We start from the raw sequence: 22,471 nt of genomic DNA, 5'->3' as shown, positions 1-22,471 counted from the left end.
ACTCAGCCCGCACTCTCCCCTTGCTGAGGGTCAGATCACGTAGTTCATCCGGTTCAGGATCGCGTTCCCCAGCGCGGCGTCGCCATCGATCTCCACCGCGTCCGGGCTGGCGTCCCGACGCCCACCGGCGCAGCGGGCGAGGTTCGCGGCGTCGATGCGCAGACGGACATCGGCCGACGCGTCGCCGCCGTCGAACTCCTCCACCAGAGACGCGCGGTCACCGACGTCGATCCGAACCGTTCGCGCGGTCAGCCCGGTGATGTCGAAGAGCACCTTGCTGCCCTTGGGCGCGTCGGCGCGCTTGCCGACGACGAACGGCAGTGACGCGCCGATCTCGTCCAGCGCCAACGACGCGGGGACGGGGTCGGTGACGGCGGAACCGTCGGTGCCGTCACGCAGGTCGATCTCGTGCGTCCAGCAGTCGAAGATGCGGATGCGCATGAAGCGTCCGTAGGTGTCGGCGCCGGCCGGCGTCATCGACGGGGCGTCGAACTGCTCCTGTGTCATCGCCCGCAGTGCCGCGGTGCGAACCGTGATGATCTCGTCGAGCGCGGCGAGCACCTCGGCGCGCGGCTTCGGCCGGTAGTGGTCGACCCACTTCTCGTTGAGCTCGCCGATCGGGTTGCGCACGTGGTCGAGTGCACTCACCGTGCGGGTGGCTTCCACGTCGCGGCCGTCGAGCATGCTCTCGGTGCCGATGATGTGCGCGACGATGTCGGCGTTGGTCCATCCGGGCAGCACCGATGCCGCCGACCACTGCTCGTCGGTGAGTGCGGCGGCGACGTCGGCGATCGCGGCCCACTGGGCGATCAGGCCTTCGGTGACCTCGGCGAGCGGCAGAATGGTCGTCGGCATGGATGCTCCTTGCGGTCGTGCGCCCGGCGGGACCCGGACCGCACCAACCTTATCGGGGTCGGTGAGCGGGGCAGCCGCATTGACGCACCGCGACAAGCCGCCCCCGTTCTGCCAAACGAGGACCGAATCTGTCCGCATCGTGCGGCAGGATGTCTTCATGTTGGAAACCTCGGCCCGGTTGCTCGCCCTGCTGTCGCTGCTGCAGACGCGGCGGGAATGGTCGGGCAAGGAGCTCGCGGAACGCCTCGACATCACGACCCGCACGGTGCGACGCGACATCGACAAGCTCCGCGAGCTCGGTTACCCCGTCGACGCGAATGTCGGTGCGCGCGGCGGGTATCGGCTCGGGGCCGGCGCGGAGATGCCGCCCCTGCTCCTCGACGATCAAGAGGTTCTCGCCGTCGCGCTGGGACTCGACGCGGTGACGACGGGCGCGGTCGCCGACATGGCCGAGGCCTCGGCCGGGGCGCTCGCGAAACTGCGCCAGGTCATGCCGTCACGGCTCCAGCACCGCCTCGATGCACTGCGGATCGAGGCCATCCCGCGGGAAGCGCCGTCGAGCGTGGTCCCCGCCGAGCGCCTCACCGACATCGCCACGGCCTGCCACCGCCACGAACGCCTGCGCTTCGACTACCGGCGCAACGACGGTGAGGAGAGTCGACGCGAGGTCGAGCCGTTCCGGTTGGTGCGCAGCGGAAACCGTTGGTATCTCGTGGGCTTCGACCTCGCGCGCGACGACTGGCGTTCGTTCCGCGTCGACCGCATGGACCCGAAGATCCCCACCGGCCCCCGATTCACCCCGCGCGAACCCCCCGAGGGCGGCGCCGCGGCCTTCGTCGCCCGTGGTCTCGGTGCCGTGCAGCAACAGGCGACCGCGCGGATCCGCGTCCACCTTCCGCTCGACGAGGTCGCGCCGATGATCCACCACTACTGGGGTGCCCTGGAATCCGGCGACGAGAACAGCTGCGAGGTGACCGTCTACAGCACCTCACTGACGGCGATCGCACGGTGGATGTACGCCTTCGACGCCGACTTCACCGTCCTCGAACCCGACGAGCTGCGCGTCGAACTGGGTGCCGTCGCGGAGTATCACGACCAGGTCGCCGAACGTTATCGACGCGCGATGTCCGCCCGGCCCTGACCGTGTTGACCTGCTGTTCCGACCGGATCGCGGATTCTTCTCTACGGTCGAAGGCATGAGGCTACTCATCACGGGGGCGACCGGGTACGTGGGTTCCCGGCTCGTATGCGCATTGCTGCGGCAGGGTCACGAGGTCGTGGTCACGTCCAGAGACACCCGCAAACTGGACCGGTTCGGCTGGTCGTCGGACGTCATCAAGGTGGCCATGGACGCCGACGACCCGATCTCGGTCAAGAAGGCCATGTCCGCCGCCGGGCAGGTCGACGCGATCTACTACCTGGTCCACGCGATCGGGCAGGCGGACTTCGCCAACGGCGATCGCGATGCGGCACGCAACGTCGCCGAGGCCGCGCGCGATGCCGGCGTCGGCCGGATCATCTACCTCGGCGGCTTCGTGCCCGGCGACGACAAGCTCTCGTCGCATCTGCAGAGCCGCGCCGACGTCGCCGAGGGGCTCGTCGTCGAGGACGGTCCGGAACTCGTCTGGCTCCGCGCGGCGGTGATCATCGGTGCCGGCTCGACGTCGTTCGAGATCATCCGCTACATGGCCGACCGTCTGCCGGTCATCCCCGAACCCGGCTGGATCACCAACGAGATGGACCCGATCTCCATCCGCGACGCCATCCACTACCTCGTTGCCGCATGCGAATCATCGCTTCCGCCAGGCGAATACGACGTCTCCGGGCCCGACCACGCGCGCTACATCTCGATTCTCCACGAGTACATCTCCGCGGTCCGCTTCCCGCGGTTGCGTCTTCCGGTCTTCGGGGTGAGCACCCGTCTCGCCGGCCGCCTCGGCGGCATGTTCGTGCCGGTCCCGGCGTCGCTCACCGAGGAACTCGTGACGTCGCTGAACCATTCGATGACGGCGTCGGAGCACAGCATCCGCGAGCTGGTGCCGCCACCCGAGGGCGGTCTGACGCCGATGCGCGACGCCGTGCGCGCGTCCGTCGAGTCCCCGTATCCACGTTCCGTCTGCGATCTGCACGACCTGCACCACCTCGCCGACACCGACCCCGCGTGGGCCGGCGGCGATTGGCTGCGCGTCAAACGCCGCGTGGGTGGGACGATCGGTGGCACGCTGAGGGTGTCGGCGAGGATCGCCGGAGCTCTTCTGCCGGCCCGTACCTGACGACGTGTGTCCGTTGACGACCGACCAAGGTGGTGACGACTGCTGGTGACTGCACTGGCTCGCGACCTCTACAACTCGATAGCTCTGGATCGTGATCCCGATCCGGGTTTCCACTACGTCCGACGCCGCTGGCTGGTCGGTGTCTTCCTCGTCATCGGGGCGGTCATGCTCGGCATCTCGTTGCGCGTGGAGCCGGGCGACACCGCGTTCTATCCGCTGACGGTCGGCTTGGCCGTCGTGTGGATCCTCGGCGCATTCGTCTCCGGCCCGCTGCGGCTCGGCGCCTACAGCCCGATCTCCTCCCGGCCCCCGGACCGTCTCGGGGCCATCGGCCTCGGCACAGCCGTCGGCCTCGCGGTCGGCGCGGCCTTCGTCGTCGGCGGTCTGATCGCCCGGATGATCCCCGGGGTCAGCGATCTTGCGAACCAGGTGCTCGCCTTCGCCGACTACGGCAGCCTCGCCATCGTCACGTTGATCACCGTGGTCAACGGCCTCGCGGAAGAGCTGTTCTTCCGCGGGTCGGTCTACTCGGCGGCGCGCCCCCACAACCCGGTCCTGGTGTCGACGGTCATCTACGTGCTCGTCACCATGGCCAGCGGCAACGTGATGCTCGGCTTCGCCGGCGCCGTCCTGGGTACCGTCTGCGCGATCCTGCGGCGCAGCACCGCCGGGGTCCTCGCGCCCGCGATCACCCACGTCATCTGGGGCGCGATCATGGTACTTGCCCTTCCGCCGATCTTCGCCTGAGCCGCCGACCGGCGAACCTCATCTCGACCTGCAGACGTCGATCGAAGTCTGCAGGTCGAAGTGAGGTTCGCCGGTCGCGGCCCCGCGGTTTGGGCGATCGGTCCCGACCGGCTAGATTCATTCTCGCGAGTGACACTCTCGGCACTCCGCGCGCGTATAGCTCAGCGGTAGAGCTCTGGTCTTACACACCAGCGGTCAGGGGTTCGAATCCCTTTGCGCGCACCACGATTCATAGCTCCAACCCGCGCCCAGCGCGGCTTGGAGCTATGGATCAGCCAACAGCGCCCAGGGCTTTGTCCCACACGTTGTTCTCCCGCACCTCGCCCGGCCCGACCATGTCGGCGTAGACGATGACACCCTCGCGGTTGACGAGGAAGGTGCCGCGGTTCGCGTACCCGCGATCGGAGTTGAACACCCCATACGCCTTGGCAACCTCGCCGTGCGGCCAGAAATCCGACAGCAGCGGGAACAGGAACCCCTGTGCCGCCGACCAGACCTTGTGCGTCGGGGAGGGACCCACCGAGATCGTCACGGTGGTCACGTCGTCGTTCTCGAAGCGTGGCTGCTGGTCGCGGATGTAACCGAGCTCGCCCTGGCAGGTGCCGGTGAACGCGAGCGGGAAGAAGACCACGAGCACGTTGCGCTCGGCGCGCAACGCCTGCAGGGACACGAGCTGATTGTTCTGATCCCGGAGTTCGAAATCAGGTGCCTGGTCACCGACGCTCAGCGGCGCGGTGGGCAGAGCATCACTCATGCTTTCTTGCCCGAGCGGGCCTTCGGCTGAACGAGTCGGGCTGCCGACCAATCCCCCAGGCTGATCGCCGACGTCTGGGTCAGGCCCGCGGTGGGGGCCGCCTCGGCGATCTCGCTCGGATCCACGTATCCCGGCTTGCCGGTCTTAGGCGAGAACACCCACACGTATCCGTCTTCGGCAAGGGGTCCGATGGCGTCCATCAGCGCGTCGACGAGGTCTCCGTCGCCTTCACGCCACCAGAGGACGACGACGTCGACGACGTCGTCGGCATCCTCATCGACCATCTCGGCATCGATCGCGTCCTCGATGTCGGCTCGCAGCTCGTCGTCCGTGTCCTCGTCCCAGCCGACTTCCTGCACGACCAAGCCGGCCTTCAAGCCCAGTTTTTGGGCGTTGCTGCCCGTACCGTCTGTGGCGGCTACCACCGCGCGTGACCTCCTGAGGGTGATGGGACGTTCTTTCCGTCGCCGGTGTGTGCATCTGTGTACGCCAACTCGCTTGTCAGCATAGGCAACAGCCTAGAGCCTCACATTGCAAGCCGAACTACGTCACTCGATTTCGGGCGTTTCTTTTTCACCGACCACCCCACCGGAACCGCTCAGCGACCGGGACTCGTCGGCACCGGAGTGGTGGTGACCGAGGAACGGGGCGTCGCCGACGACGCCGCCGGCACCGGCGTGTACTCGCCGCACACCTCGAGCAGGCGCGCCTTGTCGCGGGTCCACTGCCCCGACACCGTGTTCAGTTCGGTGCGCTGTTCCTTGCGGATCGCGTTCTCGAGACGCGCCGTCGAATCGAGGAACGTCCGCGTCGGTGTCGCGACGTCGACGGGCGCACTCGCGGTGATCTTCGGACGGATCTGATCGGCACCGGCGATCAGACTCGCGCGCGCCTTGTCGGCGAGATCCCCGACCTCCGGATACGAATGCGTCGTGTTGAGCCGCTTGATGAAGGTGTTGTAACCGCGCACCATCACGACCATCGACGACATCGACTCCCGACAGAGTTCGACGCCCTCGGTCCGCACCTGCGCGGCCGCCGACGCCGACACCTCCGACCGGTAGACGGCCACCTCACCGGGCGCCGCCACACCCTCGCCCCCGACCGTGGACGCGCACGCCGACAACATGATTCCCCCGAATGCCATGCCGACCGTCATGCTCGCCCGGACACCCCGATGTCCGCTGCGGCCGGGCCTGGCCTCCCCTGTGCCCAGCATCGCTTTCCCCCCTACTCATCAGTAACGCTGCAAGGACGCTACAGCACCCCCGCGATCGCGACAGCCTACACAGATCCACCCAGTGCCAAGCCAACTCACATGGGGCACGATGAGGGGTGACACCGCACAACAAAGAGCTGCGGTGTCATACGCCATGCAGCCGGACCACCACCCCGAGTCCGGCCTGTCAGAGGGAGTAGGCATCACCGTGACCGACCAGATGGACCAGGCGACGCAGGACACGATTCCGAGCGAGCACGCCGGCCCGGGCTCCAACGGACGTGCTGCCGGACGAAGCGGACAACGAGTCCGCGTCATCCGCGAGGGAGTCGCGTCCTATCTGCCCGACATCGACCCCGACGAGACCACCGAGTGGCTCGATTCGTTCGACGCACTGCTCGACGCCGCCGGCCCCGGGCGGGCGCGCTACCTGATGCTGCGGCTCCTCGAACGTGCCGGCGAGAAGCGGGTGTCGATCCCCGCACTCACCTCCACCGACTACGTGAACACCATCCCCACCGAGGCGGAACCCTGGTTCCCCGGTGACGAGGAGGTCGAACGCCGTTTCCGTCAGATGATCCGCTGGAACGCCGCGATCATGGTGCATCGCGCCCAGCGCCCGGGAGTCGGTGTGGGCGGCCACATCTCGACATACGCGTCGTCGGCGTCGCTCTACGAGGTCGGCTTCAACCACTTCTTCCGCGGCAAGAACCACTCCGGCGGCGGCGACCACATCTTCATCCAGGGCCACGCCTCGCCCGGCATCTACGCCCGCGCCTACCTCGAGGGCCGCATCGACGAGGCCCGCATGGACGGCTTCCGGCAGGAACACAGCCACGCCGGTGAGGGCGGCGGCCTGCCGTCGTATCCGCACCCGCGGCTGATGCCCGACTTCTGGGAGTTCCCGACCGTCTCCATGGGCCTCGGCCCGATGAACGCGATCTACCAGGCGCGCTTCAACCACTACCTGCACGACCGCGGCATCAAGGACACCTCCGACCAGCACGTCTGGGCGTTCCTCGGCGACGGTGAGATGGACGAGCCGGAGTCGCGCGGGTTCGCGAGTTTCGCGGCCACCGAGGGTCTCGACAACCTCACCTTCGTCGTCAACTGCAACCTGCAGCGGCTCGACGGCCCGGTGCGCGGCAACGGCAAGATCATCCAGGAGCTGGAGTCGTTCTTCCGCGGCGCCGGCTGGAACGTCATCAAGGTCATCTGGGGCCGCGAGTGGGATGCGCTGCTGCACGCCGACCGCGACGGTGCCCTGGTCAACCTGATGAACACCACGCCCGACGGCGATTTCCAGACCTACAAGGCCAACGACGGCGCCTTCGTCCGCGAGCACTTCTTCAATCGCGACCCCCGGACCAAGGAGCTCGTCAAGGATCTCTCCGACGCGGAGATCTGGAACCTCAAGCGCGGCGGCCACGATTACCGCAAGATCCACGCCGCCTACGCCGCCGCCATGACCCACAAGGGCCAGCCGACGGTGATCCTGGCGCACACGATCAAGGGCTACACGCTCGGCAAGCACTTCGAGGGACGCAACGCGACCCACCAGATGAAGAAGCTGACGCTCGACGACCTCAAGGCCTTCCGCGACAGCACGCGCATCCCGATCAGCGACGAGCAGCTCGAAAAGGATCCGTACCTGCCGCCGTACTACCACCCCGGCAAGGATTCGCCGGAACTCCAGTACATGCTGGATCGCCGCAAGACCCTCGGCGGCTTCCTGCCGAGCCGCCGCACCAAGGCCAAGGTCCTCGAGGCCGACACGTCGTCGGCGCTCAAGACCACCGAGAAGGGCTCGGGCAAGCAGCAGGTCGCGACCACCATGGCACTGGTCCGCGTTTTCAAGGATCTGTTGCGCGACAAGGAGATCGGCAAGCGCATCGTGCCGATCATCCCCGACGAGGCCCGCACCTTCGGTATGGACTCGTGGTTCCCGACCCTGAAGATCTACAACCGCAACGGACAGCTCTACACCTCGGTCGACGCCGAGCTGATGCTCGCCTACAAGGAGAGCTCCGAGGGCCAGATCCTGCACGAGGGCATCAACGAGGCCGGTTCGGCGGCCAGCTTCGCCGCCGTCGGCACGTCGTATGCGACGCACGACGAGCCGATGATCCCGCTGTACATCTTCTATTCGATGTTCGGCTTCCAGCGCACCGGCGACAGCTTCTGGGCGGCCGCCGACCAGATGGCGCGCGGCTTCGTCATCGGCGCGACCGCCGGCCGTACGACGCTCACCGGTGAAGGTCTGCAGCATGCCGACGGCCACTCGCCGCTGCTCGCCGCGACCAACCCGGCCGTCGTCGCCTACGACCCGGCGTTCGCCTACGAACTCGGCCACATCGTCGACGACGGTCTCAAGCGCATGTACGGCGAGGACCCGGAGAACGTCTTCTACTACATCACCGTCTACAACGAGCCGATCAGCCAGCCGGCGAAGCCCGAGCACGTCGACCACGAGGGCATCGTCAAGGGCGGCTACCTGTTCCAGAAGGCCCCGGAGAACAAGGAGTACCCGGCCAACATCCTGGTTTCCGGGATCACCATGCCCGACGCGCTGCGTGCCTCCGAGCTGCTCGCCGAGGAGTGGAACGTCGGCGCCGACGTGTACTCGGTGACGTCGTGGAGCGAACTGGCCCGAGACGGTATCCGCGCCGACCGGCAGGCGCTGCGCGATCCGGGCAGCGAGCCCGCACCCGCCTACCTGACCGAGCTGATGGCCGACGCGGCCGGCCCGTTCGTCGGCGTCAGCGACTACATGCGCGGCGTCCAGGAGCAGATCCGCGCCTACCTGCCCGGCACGTACCTGACGCTGGGCACCGACGGATTCGGTTTCTCCGACACCCGGCCGGCGGCACGACGCTTCTTCAACGTCGACGCCGAGTCGATCGTGGTCGCGGTACTGGTCGCCCTCGCCCGCGACGGTCACATCGCCATGTCGGTGGCCAAGCAGGCCGCGGACAAGTACCAGATCGACGACGTCGCGGCCGCTCCGGAGCAGACCAGCGATCCCGGCGTGGCCTAGTTCGGCACCGGACCGCCGCACCCGGACAGACCAGCGATCCCGGCGCGGCGGTTTCCGGGGACTAGATTGAGAACGTGTCCGACGCGCGAGTGAATCAGCCCACAACACCGCCGGCTGACGTGTTCGGTGAGCGGGGTGCCCATGTACCGGCCCCTGCCACCGTGCACGACGCGCTGCCGGACACGCTTCTTCGGCGGGTCAAGCAGTACAGCGGACGCCTCGCCACCGAGGCGGTCCACTCCATGCAGGACCAACTGCCGTACTTCGGCGACCTCGACGCCGCGCAGCGCGCGAGTGTCCAGCTCGTCGTGCAGACGGCGGTCGTGAACTTCGTCGAGTGGATCCAGGACCCCGAGGGCAACGTCAAGTTCACGGTCCAGGCGTTCCAGGTGGTGCCGCAGGACCTTGCCAGACGTATCACGCTGCTACAGACCGTCGAGATGGTCCGCGTGGCCATGGAGTTCTTCGAGAAGTGGCTGCCGCTGCTTGCTCGCAACGACGCCCAGCTCCGCGCACTCACCGAGTCGGTCCTGAGATACGGGCGCGAGATCGGCTTCGCCGCCGCCGCGATCTACGCATCAGCCGCGGAATCGCGCGGCGCGTGGGACTCCCGGCTCGAGGCCCTGGTCGTCGACGCCGTGGTCCGCGGCGACACCGGCCCCCAGCTCCTCTCCCGCGCGGCAGCCCTGAACTGGGACTCCGACGCCCCGGCGACGGTCATCGTCGGGACCCCGCCACCCGAACAGAACGTGTCGGTGCCGCTGGCCATCCACAACACTGCAAGACACTTCGACCGGTCGGCACTGTCGGTGGTCCAGGGTTCGGTGCTCGTCGCCATCGTCAGCGGTCCCGCACGCCCCACGGAGAAGTTCGTCTCGGCTCTTCTCTCCCACTTCGCCGACGGCCCGGTGGTCATCGGACCGACCATGCCGAACCTGGGGAGCGCCCATGCCAGCGCCGCCGAGGCGATGGCGGCGATCGAAGCGGTGGTGGGCTGGCCGAGTGCACCCCGCCCGGTCCACAGTCTCGAACTGCTCCCCGAGCGAGCTCTCAACGGTGACGAATCGGCGGTCGCCGCCCTGGTCGAATCGGTGGTCAGTCCGCTCTCCACGGGAGGCACCACACTGACCACGACGCTCGAGGCCTACCTCGACTCTGGCGGATCGGTCGAATCCTGCGCGCGCGTTCTGTACATACATCCAAATACGGTCCGGTACAGACTGAAAAAAATTGCGGAAATCACACGCCGCGATCCGACAAACCCACGAGATGCGTATGTACTACGGATCGCGACGACTGTCGGTCGTCTGACACACTTAAGGCACAAATCGGACCCTCCTGCACCATGAGTCACACTGGCAACATGTCCGATTCACAATTTATGCTGATAGGAGCCTTAAGAGCACGTTTCGGTAACGAATCTCAGCCTGATGACGAAGCAGGTGACACTGAGGTCAAGTTTGTGGGAACCCCACAAAACCCGGCATCAAGGTTCATGCTTCTCCACACCCACATGGGGCGGGCAAAGGGTGTTCTCTGGTCACGTGCTTTCGTTGCTTGCTCCCGGCCAGGGTTCCCAGACACCCGGCATGCTCACGCCGTGGCTCGACCTGCCCGGCACCCGTGATCAGATCGCCACGTGGTCCAAGCTCACTCAACTGGACTTGGAAAGACTCGGTACCACCGCCACCGCGGAGGAGATCACCGACACCGCGGTGACCCAGCCGCTGGTCGTCGTCGCCGCCCTCCTCGCCTTCGACGAGGTCCGCAAGAACGGTGAACTGCCCGCGGACGCGGCCGTCGCCGGCCACTCGGTCGGTGAGCTCGCCGCCGCTGCCATCACCGGCGTCATCTCCGCCGACGAGGCCGTCACCCTCGCCGCGATCCGCGGCGCCGAGATGGCCAAGGCCTGTGCCCTGGTGCCCACCACCATGGCCGCCGTTCTCGGTGGCGACGAGGCCGCGGTACTCGCCCGCCTCGAGGAGCTCGAGCTCGTCCCGGCCAACCGCAACGCGGTCGGTCAGATCGTCGCGGCCGGCGCCGTCGAGAAGATCGACGAGCTCATCGCCTCGCCGCCGGAGAAAGCCCGCATCCGCAAGCTCGCGGTCGCCGGCGCGTTCCACACCCACTTCATGGCCCCGGCGCAGGACGCGGTCGCCGCCGCGGCGGCGAAGATCACCCCGGCCGACCCGAATCGCACGCTGCTGTCCAACTCGGACGGTCAGCCTGTAACGAATGGCGTCGACGCACTGACAAAACTGGTAGGCCAGGTCACCAGGCCGGTCCGCTGGGATCTCTGCTCGGCGTACCTGCGGGACAACTCGGCCACCGCCGTCGTGGAACTGCCACCGGCGGGCACGCTCGTGGGGATCGCCAAGCGTGAGCTGAAAGGCACCCCATCGCTGGCTCTCAAGGAGCCCCGCGACATCGCGAAGATCGCAGAACTTGGATAGCGGTCGCGGTTAGTCCGCGACCCCCGGAAGATCGGCGCCCGGCGCCGATCTGTCCAAGCGCGCGGACTACACGTCCGTCAGACGCTCCGGAATCATCAACCCGAACACGAAAGGGAACCATACAGTGGCTGCCACCCAGGAACAACTCATTGCCGGCATCGCCGAGATCATCGAGGAAGTCACCGGCATCGAGCCGTCCGAGGTGACGATGGAGAAGTCGTTCGTCGACGATCTGGACATCGACTCGCTGTCCATGGTCGAGATCGCGGTGCAGACCGAGGACAAGTACGGCGTGAAGATCCCCGATGAGGACCTCGCCGGTCTGCGCACCGTCGGCGACGCCGTCTCGTACATCCAGAAGCTCGAGAGCGAGAACCCCGAGGCTGCGGCTGCCATCAAAGCCCAGGTCGAGGCAGACCAGAACTGATGAGCTCCCCCTCCCTCCGCGACTACTCGACGCTGGGTGGGAACTTCCCGAGCGTGGTCGTCACCTCCATGGTGGCGACCACCTCGCTCGGCGAGGATCTCGACTCGACGTGGAAAAACCTGCTGGCGGGTGAGTCGGGCATCCGCGAGCTGACCGACGACTTCATCACCAAGTACAACCTGCCGGTGCGCATCGGCGGTCGGCTGCTGAAGGATCCGTCCGAAGAGGTCACGCGAGTCGAATCTCGTCGGATGGCCTACGTCGAGCGCATCGCCCACGTGCTGAGCAAGCGTCTCTGGACGCAGGCCGGCGAGCCCGAGGTCGATCCCGACCGTCTCGCCGTGGTCATCGGCACCGGCCAGGGTGGCGGCGACGCGATGATCGACGCCGTCAAGGCCATGGAAGGCACCGGCAACTACCGCAAGGTGTCCCCGCTGGCCGTCTCGATGGCCATGCCCAACGGCCCGGCCGCCGTCGTCGGCCTGAACATCGGCGCCCGCGCGGGCGTGATCACCCCGGTCTCGGCGTGCTCGTCGGGTGCCGAGGCGATCGCACACGCATGGCGCCACATCGTCATGGGTGACGCCGACATGGTCGTCACCGGTGGCGTCGAGGGACAGATCGACGCGGTGCCGATCGCCGCGTTCTCGATGATGCGTGCCATGAGCACCCGCAACGAGGACCCCGCTGCCGCCTCTCGTCCGTTCGACAAGGACCGCGACGGCTTCGTCTTCGGCGAAGGTGCCGCGATGCTCATCCTCGAACGCGAGGAGCACGCTCGGGCCCGCGGTGCGCGCATCCACGCACGCCTGCTCGGTTCCGGCATCACCTCCGACGGCTTCCACCTGGTTGCCCCGGACCCCAGTGGTCAGGGCAACGCCCGCGCGATGACGCGGGCACTGCAGACCGCCGGTCTCCAGAAGTCCGACATCACCCACATCAACGCGCATGCGACGTCGACCCCGATCGGCGACACCGCCGAGGCCGCCGGTATCACCGCTGCCATCGGTCAGCATGCTGCGATCTACGCGCCGAAGTCCGCTCTGGGACACTCGATCGGTGCGGTGGGTGCGCTCGAGTCGGTCCTGACCATCAAGAGTGTCGAGGAAGGCGTCATCCCGCCGACCCTCAACCTCGAGAACCAGGACCCGGAATGCGACATCGACGTCGTCCACGGTGAACCCCGTTACGGACAGATCGACTACGCGATCAACAACTCGTTCGGTTTCGGTGGGCACAACGTGGCGCTCGCCTTCGGTCGCTACTGAACGTCGGCTCCCCGCCGATCTCGGTAGTGCCTGAGACGAACCACGCCCGACACCCTTGGAGGAGACTGCGATGACGACCTTGGCTCCCATGGCCGGCCGCGAAGAAGCCGCCGATCCCCGCGACCCGCTGTTGCGGCTGACGAACTTCTTCGACGAAGGCACCATGTCGTTGCTGCATCCTCGCGACAAGTCCGGGGTCCAGGCCGCGGTCGGCCTGGTCAACGGCGTTCGCACGGTCTCCTACTGCACCGATGGCACCGTCATGGGTGGTGCCATGGGTGTCGTCGGGTGTGCTCACATCGTCAACGCCATCGACACCGCCATCTCCGAGCAGGCGCCGGTCATCGGCATCTGGCACTCGGGTGGCGCCCGCCTCGCCGAGGGTGTCGAGGCGTTGCACGCCGTGGGTCAGGTCTTCGAGGCGATGGTCCGGGCCTCCGGATACATCCCGCAGATCTCCGTGGTCGTCGGCTTCGCGGCCGGCGGCGCGGCCTACGGACCCGCCCTCACCGACATCGTGATCATGGCCCCGGCCGGTCGCGTCTTCGTCACCGGGCCGGATGTGGTCCGCAGCGTCACCGGCGAGGACGTCGACATGGAGTCGCTCGGCGGCCCCACCACTCACGGCAAGAAGTCCGGCGTCTGCCACATCGTGGCCGACTCCGAGTCCGACGCCCTGTGGCGCGCGCGACGTCTCGTCTCGACATTCAGTCAGCAGGGCCACTTCAACCGTGAACTGGCCGCGGCCGGTGACACCGACCTGAAGGCCCTGCTGCCCGAATCCGCCCGCCGCGCTTACGACGTCCACCCGGTCGTCGAGAAGCTGCTGGACACGGCACTCGCCGCCGACGGCGAGACCGAGATCTCCAGTTTCGAAGAGCTGCAGGCGAAGTGGGCGCCGAACATCGTGATCGGGTTCGGCCGGTTGTCCGGCCGCAGCGTTGGCGTGATCGCCAACAACCCGCTGCGCATGGGCGGCTGCCTGAATTCGGAGAGCGCCGAGAAGGCCTCCCGGTTCGTCCGCCTCTGCGATGCCTTCGGCATCCCGCTCATCGTCCTCACCGACGTCCCCGGCTACCTGCCGGGCGTCGGACAGGAATGGAACGGCGTCGTCCGACGCGGCGCCAAACTCCTCCACGCCTTCGCCGAGTGCTCGGTCCCCCGCGTCACCCTCGTGACGCGAAAGATCTACGGCGGCGCCTACATCGCCATGAACTCGCGGGCGCTCGGTGCCACGGCCGTATTCGCCTGGCCCGGTTCCGAAGTCGCCGTCATGGGAGCCAAGGCCGCCGTCGGCATCCTGCACAAGAAGGCCCTCGCCGCCGCACCCGACGACGAGCGTGAAGCCCTCCACGACCGACTGGCCGCCGAACACGAGGCCATCGCCGGCGGTGTGGGACGCGCACAGTCGATCGGCGTCGTCGACGAGATCATCGACCCGGCCCGCACACGCAGCATCATCGCCGAGGCACTCGCGGCCGCCCCCGCTCGACGCGGACGTCACAAGAACATCCCGCTCTGATCAGCGGACGGACACACGAAGAACGCCACCGGTTCTCACCGGTGGCGTTTCTCGTGTGTCCCTGAGCTCGCGGGACGAATCACCGCGCTCCCTGGGAAGTCTGTATTCTCCGCAGCGTCAGGAAGTTTCCCACTTCTTGCGCCGACGAAACCTCGTCTCGTGCCTGCCGGGCGTGTCGTTCCTCACAACCGAGGACGCCGCCTCGCTCCCTGAGGAGCGCCCGGAGCTTGCGGAGCGTCTCCCTCGCTCCCTGAGGAGCGCCCGGAGCTTGCGGAGCGTCTCCCTCGCTCCCTGAGGAGCGCCCGGAGCTTGCGGAGGGCGCGTCTCGAAGGGTCAGCCGACCCGCTGCTGCAACCAGGTGACCTCGGCCCCGGCACCGCCCATGCGGTACTGCTCGAGCGCGTCGTCCCAGGCCGAACCGAGAGCGGCTTCGAGTTCGCCGGCGAGACCGGCACTGTCGGGCTGCGATTCGATCATCGAGCGCAGCTGGTTCTCGCCGATGATGACATCGCCGTTGGCACTGGTCGATCCGCGCCAGAGCCCCAGACCCGGCACGTAGCTGTAGCGCTCGCCGTCGACACCCTCGCTCGGGTTCTCGGTGACCTCGAACCGCAGCGCCGACCATTCGCGCAGAGCGGTCACCAGACGTGCCGCTGTCCCGACCGGCCCTGCCCAGTCGACTGTTGCACGCTGCATACCCGGTTCGGCGTCCTGGGCCGACCATTTAAGGTTCGCGCGCGCGTTCAGGGTCGACGACAGAGCCCACTCCACGTGTGGGCACAGCGCCACCGGCGCCGAGTGGATGTAGACCACTCCTGTTGTCATGTCCGCAAACTGGTTCAGATTGCGCACCTTTTCACCTCCGTTGTCGACGAGGAACGTCTTCCCCAACACACCTCGCGACTTCGGATATCACACTCGTGGGATTCATTGTGCCCCATGATGCGCGTGTTGCGCTAGTTTCTCGTGCGAGAAAGGTTCATTTCTGTGACGAAAGTTCACTGACGACCCGGTCGTTGAACTCGCTCCACAACGGTTTCGCCCACGGCCCGAAGGCCCGGTCGGTGAGGACGACGCATGCCGCCTGCAACTCGGGGTCGACCCAGAGGTAGGTGCCGGCCTGACCGAAGTGCCCGAAGGTCCGGGGCGAGTTGCCCGTCCCGGTCCAGTGCGGGGACTTCGCCGATCGGATCTCGAACCCGAGGCCCCAGTCGTTCGGGCGGTGCCTGCCGTAGCCGGGAACAAAGCCGTCGAGTCCTGGGAACTGGACCGATGTCGCGTCGGCGAGGGTCTCCGGTGCCAGCAGTCGAGGCGCGAGGAGTTCCTGCGCGAAATGCGCGAGATCGGTGGTGGTGGACCGCGCCCCGTGCCCGGCGGGCCCGTACAGTTCGGTGGACTTCATGCCAAGCGGTGCGCAGACGGCGTCGGCCAGGTACTCCGCGAAGCCGATGCCCGCGGCCTGCTCCACCGTCTCGGCCAGGATCTCGAAGCCTGCGCTCGAATAGATGCGCTTCTCCCCCACCCCGGCCTCGAGGTCCCGTGAGTCGAAGGCGAGTCCCGACGCGTGTGCCAGGAGGTGCCGGATGGTCGCCCCGGGAGGACCGGCCGGATCGTCGAGTTCGACCGCTCCCTCTTCGACGGCCACCAGAATCGCCTCGGCGACCAGGAGTTTGGTGACCGAGGCGAGTTCGTAGACGCGAACGGGGTCGCCGAATTCCTCGGCGACCCCGTCGCGGGTGATGATCGCCGCCGACACATTGTCGACAGGCCATTCCGTCAGAGATTCAAGGACCGACACATCGGGTCACGTTACCCGTGCCCGCGTACCGGCCGGTGGGCACAGGGCTCACCAATCCTCTTCGGTGTAGCGGATGACGCCGCGGATGTTGCGGCCGTCCAGCATGTCCTGGTAGCCCTCGTTGATCTGGTCCAGACGGTACTGGCGGGTGATCATGTCGGCGATGTTGAGCTTGCCGATCTTGTACATCGACAGCAGCTGCGGGATGTCGAGCTTCGGGTTGGCGCCACCGAAGATGGAGCCCTGCAGGTTCTTCTGCAGCAGCGTCAGCATCGCGAGGTTCAGCGTCACGTCGCTTTCGAGCATGTTGCCCATGCCAGTCAGCACACAGGTGCCACCTTTGGCGGTGATGCCCATCCACAGATCGACGTCCTTGCCGTGGACCTCGCCGACGGTGACGATCACCTTCTGGCACATGCCGCCGTGGGTGGTCTCCGCGATCGCCATCGCAGCCTCTTCGACCGACGCGAATGCCGCGGTGGCACCGAACTTCAGCGCCTGCTCACGCTTCCACTCGACCGGGTCGATGGCGAACACGTTGCGGGCACCCGAGATAACGGCGCCCTGGAGGGCTGCCGTACCGACGCCGCCGACACCGACGATCGCCACGTCCTCGCCGGGACGGACGTCACCGCTGCGGGTCGACGAGCCGTAGCCGGTGGGGATACCGCAGCCACACAGTGCGGCGACCTCGAACGGGATGTCCTTGTCGATCTTCACTGCCGACGCCTCGTGGACCACCATGTAGGGCGCGAAGGTGCCCAGCAGGGTCATCGGGTAGACGTTCTCGCCGGCTGCCGTCTGGATTCGGAACGTGTTGTCCGACACCGCTTCGCCCTGCAGCAGCATGGCGCCGAAGTCGCACAGGTTGGCCATGCCCGACTGACACGACGGACACTTGCCGCACGACGGGATGAACGACAGCACAACGTGGTCGCCGACCTCGAAGTCGGTGACACCCTCGCCTACCTCGGCGACGACGCCCGCACCCTCGTGGCCACCCAGGATCGGGAACCCGGCCATCGGGATGCCGCCGGTCATCAGGTGATGGTCGGAGTGGCACATGCCCGCCGCTTCCATCTTGATCTTGATCTCGTGGGCCTTGGGATCGCCGATCTCGATATCCTCGATCGCCCACGGCTTGTTGTGCTCGCGCAGCAGCGCGCCCTTTGTCTTCACTGGTCTCCTCCGTTCGAACCCGGCAACAAACTCGCCCCGGGAAGTCCGTCGAGCGACGTTGCCGTCGCTTGTGACTGTAGTCACTCAATCACAAAATTGAAACGTGTCCTAGTCCGTGTTCCATCGCCACCGGCACCCGCCCGATCACCGAATCCGGCGCCGGGACACCTCGACACGGTCAGTCGGCCAGACCGGCGTCCTTGGAGCCGTAGCTCGCCCGCAGGGTCGGCTTGACGACCTTGCCACCGGCGTTGCGCGGCAGCTCGTCGACGATGACCAGGCCCTTCGGGTGCTTGAAGCGGGCCAGGTTCTCGTTCAGGTAGGGCTCGAGGTCGGCCAGGGCCAGGTCGGTGACGCCTTCGGCCAGGACGACGACCGCCACCGGCACCTCGCCCCACTTCTCGTGCGCGCGGCCGATGATGGCGGCCTCGCTGATGCTCGGGTGACCGAACAGGACGTTCTCGACCTCGGCGCAGTAGATGTTCTCGCCGCCCGAGATGATCATGTCCTTGGCGCGGTCGACGACGTAGAGGAAGCCGTCCTCGTCCTCGCGCACGAGGTCGCCCGAGTGGAACCAGCCGCAGGCGAACGCGTCGGCGGTGCCCTGCTCGTTCTGCCAGTAGCCCTTCATCATGTTGGGCCCGTGGTAGACGATCTCGCCGACCTCGCCCTGCTTGACGTCGTTGCCCTCGGGGTCGATGATGCGCGCGGTCACCGCGGGCACGACCTTGCCGATGGAACCGATCTTGTTCATCGCATCCTTTCCCTCGAGCACGCAGGTGATCGGCGACATCTCGGTCTGACCGAAGACGGCGACGTTGAGCGCGTCGGGGAAGGTCTCGTTCATCGCCCGCAGCACGGTGTCCGAGGCAGGGGCGGCGCCCCAGCTGGTGACGCGCAGCTTCAGGTCTCGCGGCTTGGCCTGCTGGGCGGCACAGACGGCTTGCCACTGGGCGGGCACGAGGAAAATCGAGGTGGTGCCCTCCTTCTCGATGGTGTCGAGCATGTCGTTCGGGTCGAAGGCACCGAGCGGATGGATGACCGACAGCGCACCCATGTAGAACAGCGGCGCCATCGCGCCGAGTCCCGCGATGTGGAACATCGGCGCGACGCACGATCCGATGTCGTCGGATCGCGTCTGCAGTGCCTGCAGACAGGTCACCGCCTGCGCCTGCATGTTGGTGTGGGTGAGCATGGCGCCCTTGGGCTTTCCGGTGGTACCCGAGGTGTACATGATCAGCGCGACGGTCTCTTCGGGGACGTCGATCTCGGGCAGGTCCGAGGAGTCCTCGGCGACCAGCGCCTCGAAGTCGAGGTGGCTGTCGTTGTCCGATCCGCCGACGACGACGATGTGGTCGATCGCGTTGGTCGACGCGGCGACGGCGTCGGCGAGCGGGGCGAGCATCGTCTCGGTGACGATCACCTTGGCACCGCTGTCGTTCACGAGGAACGCGATCTCGGCCGGGCTCATGCGGATGTTCACCGGCACCGGGATGGCGCCGATGAGGTTGGCGCCCAACACCGCTTCGACGTATTCGCTGCGGTTCAGCAGGACCACCAGGATGCGGTCGCCGAACTCGACGCCACGACGGGTCAGGGCGGCGGCGAAGGCACGGGTCCGCTCGTCGAGTTCCTTCCAGGTGGTGACCTCGCCCTGGAACTTCAGGGCCGGGCCCTCGGGGTTCATGAAGGCGTGGCGCTTGATCTGGTTGTTCCAGTGGTTGCGGCGTGAGCGCAACGGTTCGGTGGCGAGGTCGGTGACGGTGTCGACGGTCGCGGTCATACGATCGGTCTCCTTGTTGTCTGTCGTCGTGACGAAGGTGGGTCGTGAATGCGTCTGCGGGAGTGCGGTTTCGGCGTCGTGCCGAGCTCACTTCTTGCCGGCGAAGGCGGCGATGGCGGCTTGGAACTCCGGCGACTGCAGCAGTTCGGTCTGCCCCTCGAGTTCTCGCTCGATCGCGGCCTCGAAGCCCGACATGGTGTGGGCGTCGAGCGCGGACTTGGTGAGCCGCAGTGCGGACCGACTCTTGCCGGCGAGCTTCGCGGCTACCTTGTCGACGACTTCGTCGAGCGCGGGCCGGTCGTCGTAGACGCCGTTGACCAGTCCCGCCGCGAGAGCCTCAGGGGCGCGCAGCTTTTCACCGAGGAGCGCGAGTTCGTTGGCGCGGACCCGGCCCACTGCAGAGGTGAAGAGCATCGACGCGCCGCCGTCGGGCATCAGGCCGATGTTGATGAAGGCGAGCAGGAAGTACGACCGCTTCGTCGTGTAGATGAGGTCGGCGGCCAGGGCCAGCGAGGCACCGATGCCAGCGGCTGGTCCATCGGCGGAGGCGATGACCGGAACCTGGGATGAGCGGACCGCGCGGGCGAGTTCCGAACCGGCGGAGATGATCCCGCGAGCCTGGTCGGGGTCGAGCCCCGACGAACCGTTGGCTGTCGACTGTGAGTTGATGGAGACCACGTCGGCTCCGGCGCTGAAGCTCCCGCCGGCCCCGTCGAGAACGATGACGCGGACGTCGTCGCGCTTCGACCACTCCTCCATCGCAGCCTTGATGCCGTGGTTCGCCTCGGTGTCGAGAGCGTTCATCTTCTCCGGGCGGGAAATCGTCAGCCGCGCGACTCCTCGGTCGTCGACCGAGGTCACGATTGCCTGGCTGGTCTCGTCGCTCACTGCACTCCCCACTCGTGACCGGACAGATAGACACAGATTCTCGGATCTGTGCCATCGCCTAGAGTACTACCACAGTGCGACGCAGATCACGAGAATCTTGGTTAACTTATACGCGTCGCTGAATACCCCTTGCTGGGGTTTTCGGACGATTGCCCCGAAAATCCTGTGTGAACATCGTATCCGGATAGAGTGTGTCGCCATGACCGTGCGCGCGGGGACGTCGACCTCTGACACGTCTCAGACCGTTGCGCCGGGCATTCGACGACGCCGTCCGACCGACCGCAGGCGGCTCATCATCGACGCTGCGGCGAAGGCGTTCAGCGACGGCGGTTACCACGCGGTTCGCCTCGACGACATCGCCGATGCGGTCGGGATCTCCGCGCCCGCGCTCTACCGGCACTTCCCCAACAAGTACGCGCTGTTCGCCGAGACCACCGCTGTCCTCGCACGGTCGCTCCGGTCGGCGCTCGATGCGGTGGAGCCCGGCGGCGACGACGAACTGCGCGAGCTGCTCGTGGCGATCACCGCGGCCTCCTTCGAGAACCGCCGCACGGGTGGCCTGTACCGGTGGGAGTCCCGGTACCTCGCACCGGCCGACCGGGACCTCGTCCGCGATGTCGTCGTGCACCAGCACCGCCGTGTTCGCGCGGCGGCGCGGCGCCTGCGTCCCGACCTCCGCGATGCCGACGCCAATCTGACCGTCGCCGCGATGACCAGCGTCGCGGCCAGCCCGACGACCCATCACTCCTCGCTGCCGGCGCGCGAGGTCACCACCCTCATCTCCGATGCCGCGTTCGACCTGCTCGACGTCGACCTCCCCGATCCGGTGGGACCGCCGGCTCCCGCCGCTCACGGCCTCGCACCGGCGGCGAAGCGCGAGATCATCCTGACCGAGGCGATCAACCTGTTCGCCGCCCGCGGCTTCCGCGACGTCACCATCGAGGACATTGCGCATGCCGCGGGCCTTCCGGCGTCCGGCGTGTACCGCCACTTCCCGAGCAAGGTCGCGATCCTCGAGGCCGCGTTCTGGCGGGCGACCGACCGCGTCACGGCCGCCATCGCCGAGGCCCTCGCCGATGCGTCGACGCCGCACGAGGCACTCGTCGGCATGATGCGCCGATACGTTCGACTGACCTGCAGCTCAACCGATCTGATCAGCGTCTACGAGACCGAGATCGGACACGCCACCCCCGAGGCCCGGGATGCGCTGCGCCATCAGCAGCGCATCACCGTCGATGAATGGGCGACCTGGATGAGTCGCGAGCGAGCGAACCTACCGATCACCCACGCGCGATTCCTGGTGCACGCGGCACTCAACGTCGTCACCGACCTGTCGCGGCTGCGGCCACAACCCTCCCCCGAACGCATCGAGGCGCTGTCGGCGCGGATCCTGTTGGGCGGGAACGCAACCCCTACAGCACCGCGAAGTCGTCCATCAGCCAGCGACCGTCCTGCTGCACCAGGGTCACCTTGACGCGTGTCTGGTACGGGAACCCGTCGGGGAACTCCTGTGCGGTCTGCGGCGACTTGACGGCCTGGTCGAGTGTCACGAGCACGACGGCTTTCTCGTCGTCGAGCGACATGATTCCGGCGTTGTCGGCCTTCGCGGTCGACACGGCCGCTGCCTCGGTGGAGCCCTTTCGGGCGTCCTGCGAGGACTCGATGTAGGTCTGGGTGAACGCGGGAGTGGAGATCTCGCGGATTCTGCGGTCGAGGTCGGAGTAGTCGGCCGAGTTGTAGGTGGTGATCTCGGCGGCGTACTTGCGTGCGGTGTCGAGGATCGTCGAGTCGATCGCCCCGGCCGCAGTGTCTGCCCGACGGTCGGCATCGACGTAGGCGACAGCCAACACCGCGGTCGACGCCGCGAGGATGACGGCGACCGCCACCAGCGCGACGACCGCCCAGGTCTTCTTGCCGAGACTCGTCGCCCAACCGGTCCAGCGGTCGCTCTTGCCCGACGCCGCGGCCGGGTCGAGCTTGCGTGGTGAGCGGTCCTTCGCGATCGTCTCGTCGGAGTCGATCGTGCCCTCGAGCGCGGCGTCGGCATCGACCGCCTCCCCGCGACGGGCCGCCCTGCGGGCCGCTTTCGCCGCCTTGGCCTCCGCCTCGGCTCGGTACTTCTCCCGGTTCGTGCGGTTGGCCTGCAGGAAGTGGTCGCCGTCGAGCGGGGTCACGCCGTCTTCGACGTCGGGCGTCACCGTGGTGGCGTCGGGGGCGTCGGAGGTCTGACGGGGCTTCGGCATGGGTTCAATGTAGCGATGCCGCTGT

20 protein-coding genes and 1 tRNA gene are annotated in these 22,471 nt (G+C 67.1%); 11 read left to right on the top strand and 10 right to left on the bottom strand.

Annotation, left to right across the window (positions count from 1 at the left end; all coding sequences use genetic code 11):
- Positions 1-30: 30 nt before the first annotated feature.
- Complete coding sequence (locus GOALK_RS00390) at positions 31-855, bottom strand: maleylpyruvate isomerase family mycothiol-dependent enzyme (RefSeq protein ID WP_006356791.1); 825 nt, start codon at positions 853-855, stop codon at positions 31-33.
- A 157-nt stretch (positions 856-1,012) separates the two neighbouring features.
- Between GOALK_RS00390 and GOALK_RS00385 the strand changes: the two genes are divergently transcribed.
- From GOALK_RS00385 to GOALK_RS00370, 4 genes are all read left to right on the top strand, one after another.
- Entirely contained in the window at positions 1,013-1,996 is a 984-nt protein-coding gene (locus GOALK_RS00385) for a helix-turn-helix transcriptional regulator (RefSeq protein WP_006356790.1), read from the top strand.
- Positions 1,997-2,051: 55 nt separating this feature from the next.
- On the top strand, positions 2,052-3,128 hold the full coding sequence (locus GOALK_RS00380) for an NAD(P)H-binding protein (RefSeq protein WP_035752739.1): 1,077 nt from the start codon (positions 2,052-2,054) through the stop codon (positions 3,126-3,128).
- 39 nt (positions 3,129-3,167) lie between these two features.
- On the top strand, positions 3,168-3,875 hold the full coding sequence (locus GOALK_RS00375; RefSeq protein ID WP_040003888.1) for a CPBP family intramembrane glutamic endopeptidase: 708 nt from the start codon (positions 3,168-3,170) through the stop codon (positions 3,873-3,875).
- A 150-nt stretch (positions 3,876-4,025) separates the two neighbouring features.
- Positions 4,026-4,100 (top strand) — tRNA-Val (locus GOALK_RS00370).
- Between the two features lie 46 nt (positions 4,101-4,146).
- Here the strand turns inward: GOALK_RS00370 and GOALK_RS00365 are convergent.
- The 3 genes from GOALK_RS00365 to GOALK_RS00355 form a co-directional block, all read right to left on the bottom strand.
- Complete coding sequence (locus GOALK_RS00365; RefSeq protein WP_006356787.1) at positions 4,147-4,629, bottom strand: peroxiredoxin; 483 nt, start codon at positions 4,627-4,629, stop codon at positions 4,147-4,149.
- Entirely contained in the window at positions 4,626-5,054 is a 429-nt protein-coding gene (locus tag GOALK_RS00360; RefSeq protein WP_005200172.1) for a DUF3052 domain-containing protein, read from the bottom strand. The genes GOALK_RS00365 and GOALK_RS00360 overlap by 4 nt, the downstream gene beginning before the upstream one ends.
- Before the next feature lie 173 nt (positions 5,055-5,227).
- Positions 5,228-5,848, bottom strand: coding sequence for an Rv2240c family protein (locus GOALK_RS00355; RefSeq protein WP_040003887.1), 621 nt, complete (start codon positions 5,846-5,848; stop codon positions 5,228-5,230).
- Between the two features lie 142 nt (positions 5,849-5,990).
- On the opposite strand from GOALK_RS00355, the gene aceE reads away from it, so the two are divergent.
- The 6 genes from aceE (at position 5,991) to GOALK_RS00325 (ending at position 14,555) form a co-directional block, all read left to right on the top strand.
- Positions 5,991-8,885: a pyruvate dehydrogenase (acetyl-transferring), homodimeric type gene (gene aceE / locus GOALK_RS00350; protein ID WP_085948625.1), complete on the top strand. Its 2,895-nt coding sequence runs from the start codon at positions 5,991-5,993 to the stop codon at positions 8,883-8,885.
- Positions 8,886-8,959: 74 nt separating this feature from the next.
- Entirely contained in the window at positions 8,960-10,234 is a 1,275-nt protein-coding gene (locus GOALK_RS00345) for a PucR family transcriptional regulator (RefSeq protein WP_006356784.1), read from the top strand.
- Between the two features lie 195 nt (positions 10,235-10,429).
- Complete coding sequence (locus tag GOALK_RS00340) at positions 10,430-11,338, top strand: ACP S-malonyltransferase (protein ID WP_006356783.1); 909 nt, start codon at positions 10,430-10,432, stop codon at positions 11,336-11,338.
- A 124-nt stretch (positions 11,339-11,462) separates the two neighbouring features.
- Positions 11,463-11,765: a meromycolate extension acyl carrier protein AcpM gene (gene acpM, locus GOALK_RS00335; protein WP_005200177.1), complete on the top strand. Its 303-nt coding sequence runs from the start codon at positions 11,463-11,465 to the stop codon at positions 11,763-11,765.
- On the top strand, positions 11,765-13,033 hold the full coding sequence (locus GOALK_RS00330; protein WP_006356782.1) for a KasA/KasB family beta-ketoacyl-ACP synthase: 1,269 nt from the start codon (positions 11,765-11,767) through the stop codon (positions 13,031-13,033). Before acpM ends, GOALK_RS00330 begins: the two co-directional genes overlap by 1 nt.
- A gap of 70 nt (positions 13,034-13,103) precedes the next feature.
- Positions 13,104-14,555: an acyl-CoA carboxylase subunit beta gene (locus GOALK_RS00325; protein WP_006356781.1), complete on the top strand. Its 1,452-nt coding sequence runs from the start codon at positions 13,104-13,106 to the stop codon at positions 14,553-14,555.
- 333 nt (positions 14,556-14,888) lie between these two features.
- Here GOALK_RS00325 and GOALK_RS00320 read toward each other — a convergent pair whose 3' ends face one another.
- The 5 genes from GOALK_RS00320 to GOALK_RS00300 form a co-directional block, all read right to left on the bottom strand.
- On the bottom strand, positions 14,889-15,407 hold the full coding sequence (locus GOALK_RS00320) for a DUF3145 domain-containing protein (RefSeq protein ID WP_006356780.1): 519 nt from the start codon (positions 15,405-15,407) through the stop codon (positions 14,889-14,891).
- Positions 15,408-15,534: 127 nt separating this feature from the next.
- Positions 15,535-16,353: a serine hydrolase domain-containing protein gene (locus tag GOALK_RS00315; protein WP_006356779.1), complete on the bottom strand. Its 819-nt coding sequence runs from the start codon at positions 16,351-16,353 to the stop codon at positions 15,535-15,537.
- Positions 16,354-16,401: 48 nt separating this feature from the next.
- The gene (locus GOALK_RS00310; RefSeq protein WP_006356778.1) at positions 16,402-17,532 is read right to left on the bottom strand and encodes an NDMA-dependent alcohol dehydrogenase; all 1,131 of its coding nucleotides are present in this window, start codon (positions 17,530-17,532) and stop codon (positions 16,402-16,404) included.
- Positions 17,533-17,710: 178 nt separating this feature from the next.
- A complete protein-coding gene (gene fadD5, locus GOALK_RS00305) occupies positions 17,711-19,315 on the bottom strand; it encodes a fatty-acid--CoA ligase FadD5 (protein ID WP_006356777.1) in 1,605 nt (534 codons plus the stop codon).
- An 87-nt stretch (positions 19,316-19,402) separates the two neighbouring features.
- On the bottom strand, positions 19,403-20,203 hold the full coding sequence (locus tag GOALK_RS00300) for an enoyl-CoA hydratase-related protein (RefSeq protein ID WP_006356776.1): 801 nt from the start codon (positions 20,201-20,203) through the stop codon (positions 19,403-19,405).
- A gap of 199 nt (positions 20,204-20,402) precedes the next feature.
- Between GOALK_RS00300 and GOALK_RS00295 the strand changes: the two genes are divergently transcribed.
- Positions 20,403-21,677: a TetR/AcrR family transcriptional regulator gene (locus GOALK_RS00295; protein ID WP_006356775.1), complete on the top strand. Its 1,275-nt coding sequence runs from the start codon at positions 20,403-20,405 to the stop codon at positions 21,675-21,677.
- Here the strand turns inward: GOALK_RS00295 and GOALK_RS00290 are convergent.
- Positions 21,616-22,446: a hypothetical protein gene (locus GOALK_RS00290; RefSeq protein ID WP_006356774.1), complete on the bottom strand. Its 831-nt coding sequence runs from the start codon at positions 22,444-22,446 to the stop codon at positions 21,616-21,618. The genes GOALK_RS00295 and GOALK_RS00290 overlap by 62 nt on opposite strands.
- Positions 22,447-22,471: the final 25 nt, after the last annotated feature.

The sequence above is a fragment of the Gordonia alkanivorans NBRC 16433 genome, from assembly GCF_000225505.1.
Classification (GTDB): domain Bacteria; phylum Actinomycetota; class Actinomycetes; order Mycobacteriales; family Mycobacteriaceae; genus Gordonia; species Gordonia alkanivorans.
Note: the sequence above shows the minus strand (reverse complement) of the source record. Positions and strands in the feature narration are given on the sequence as shown.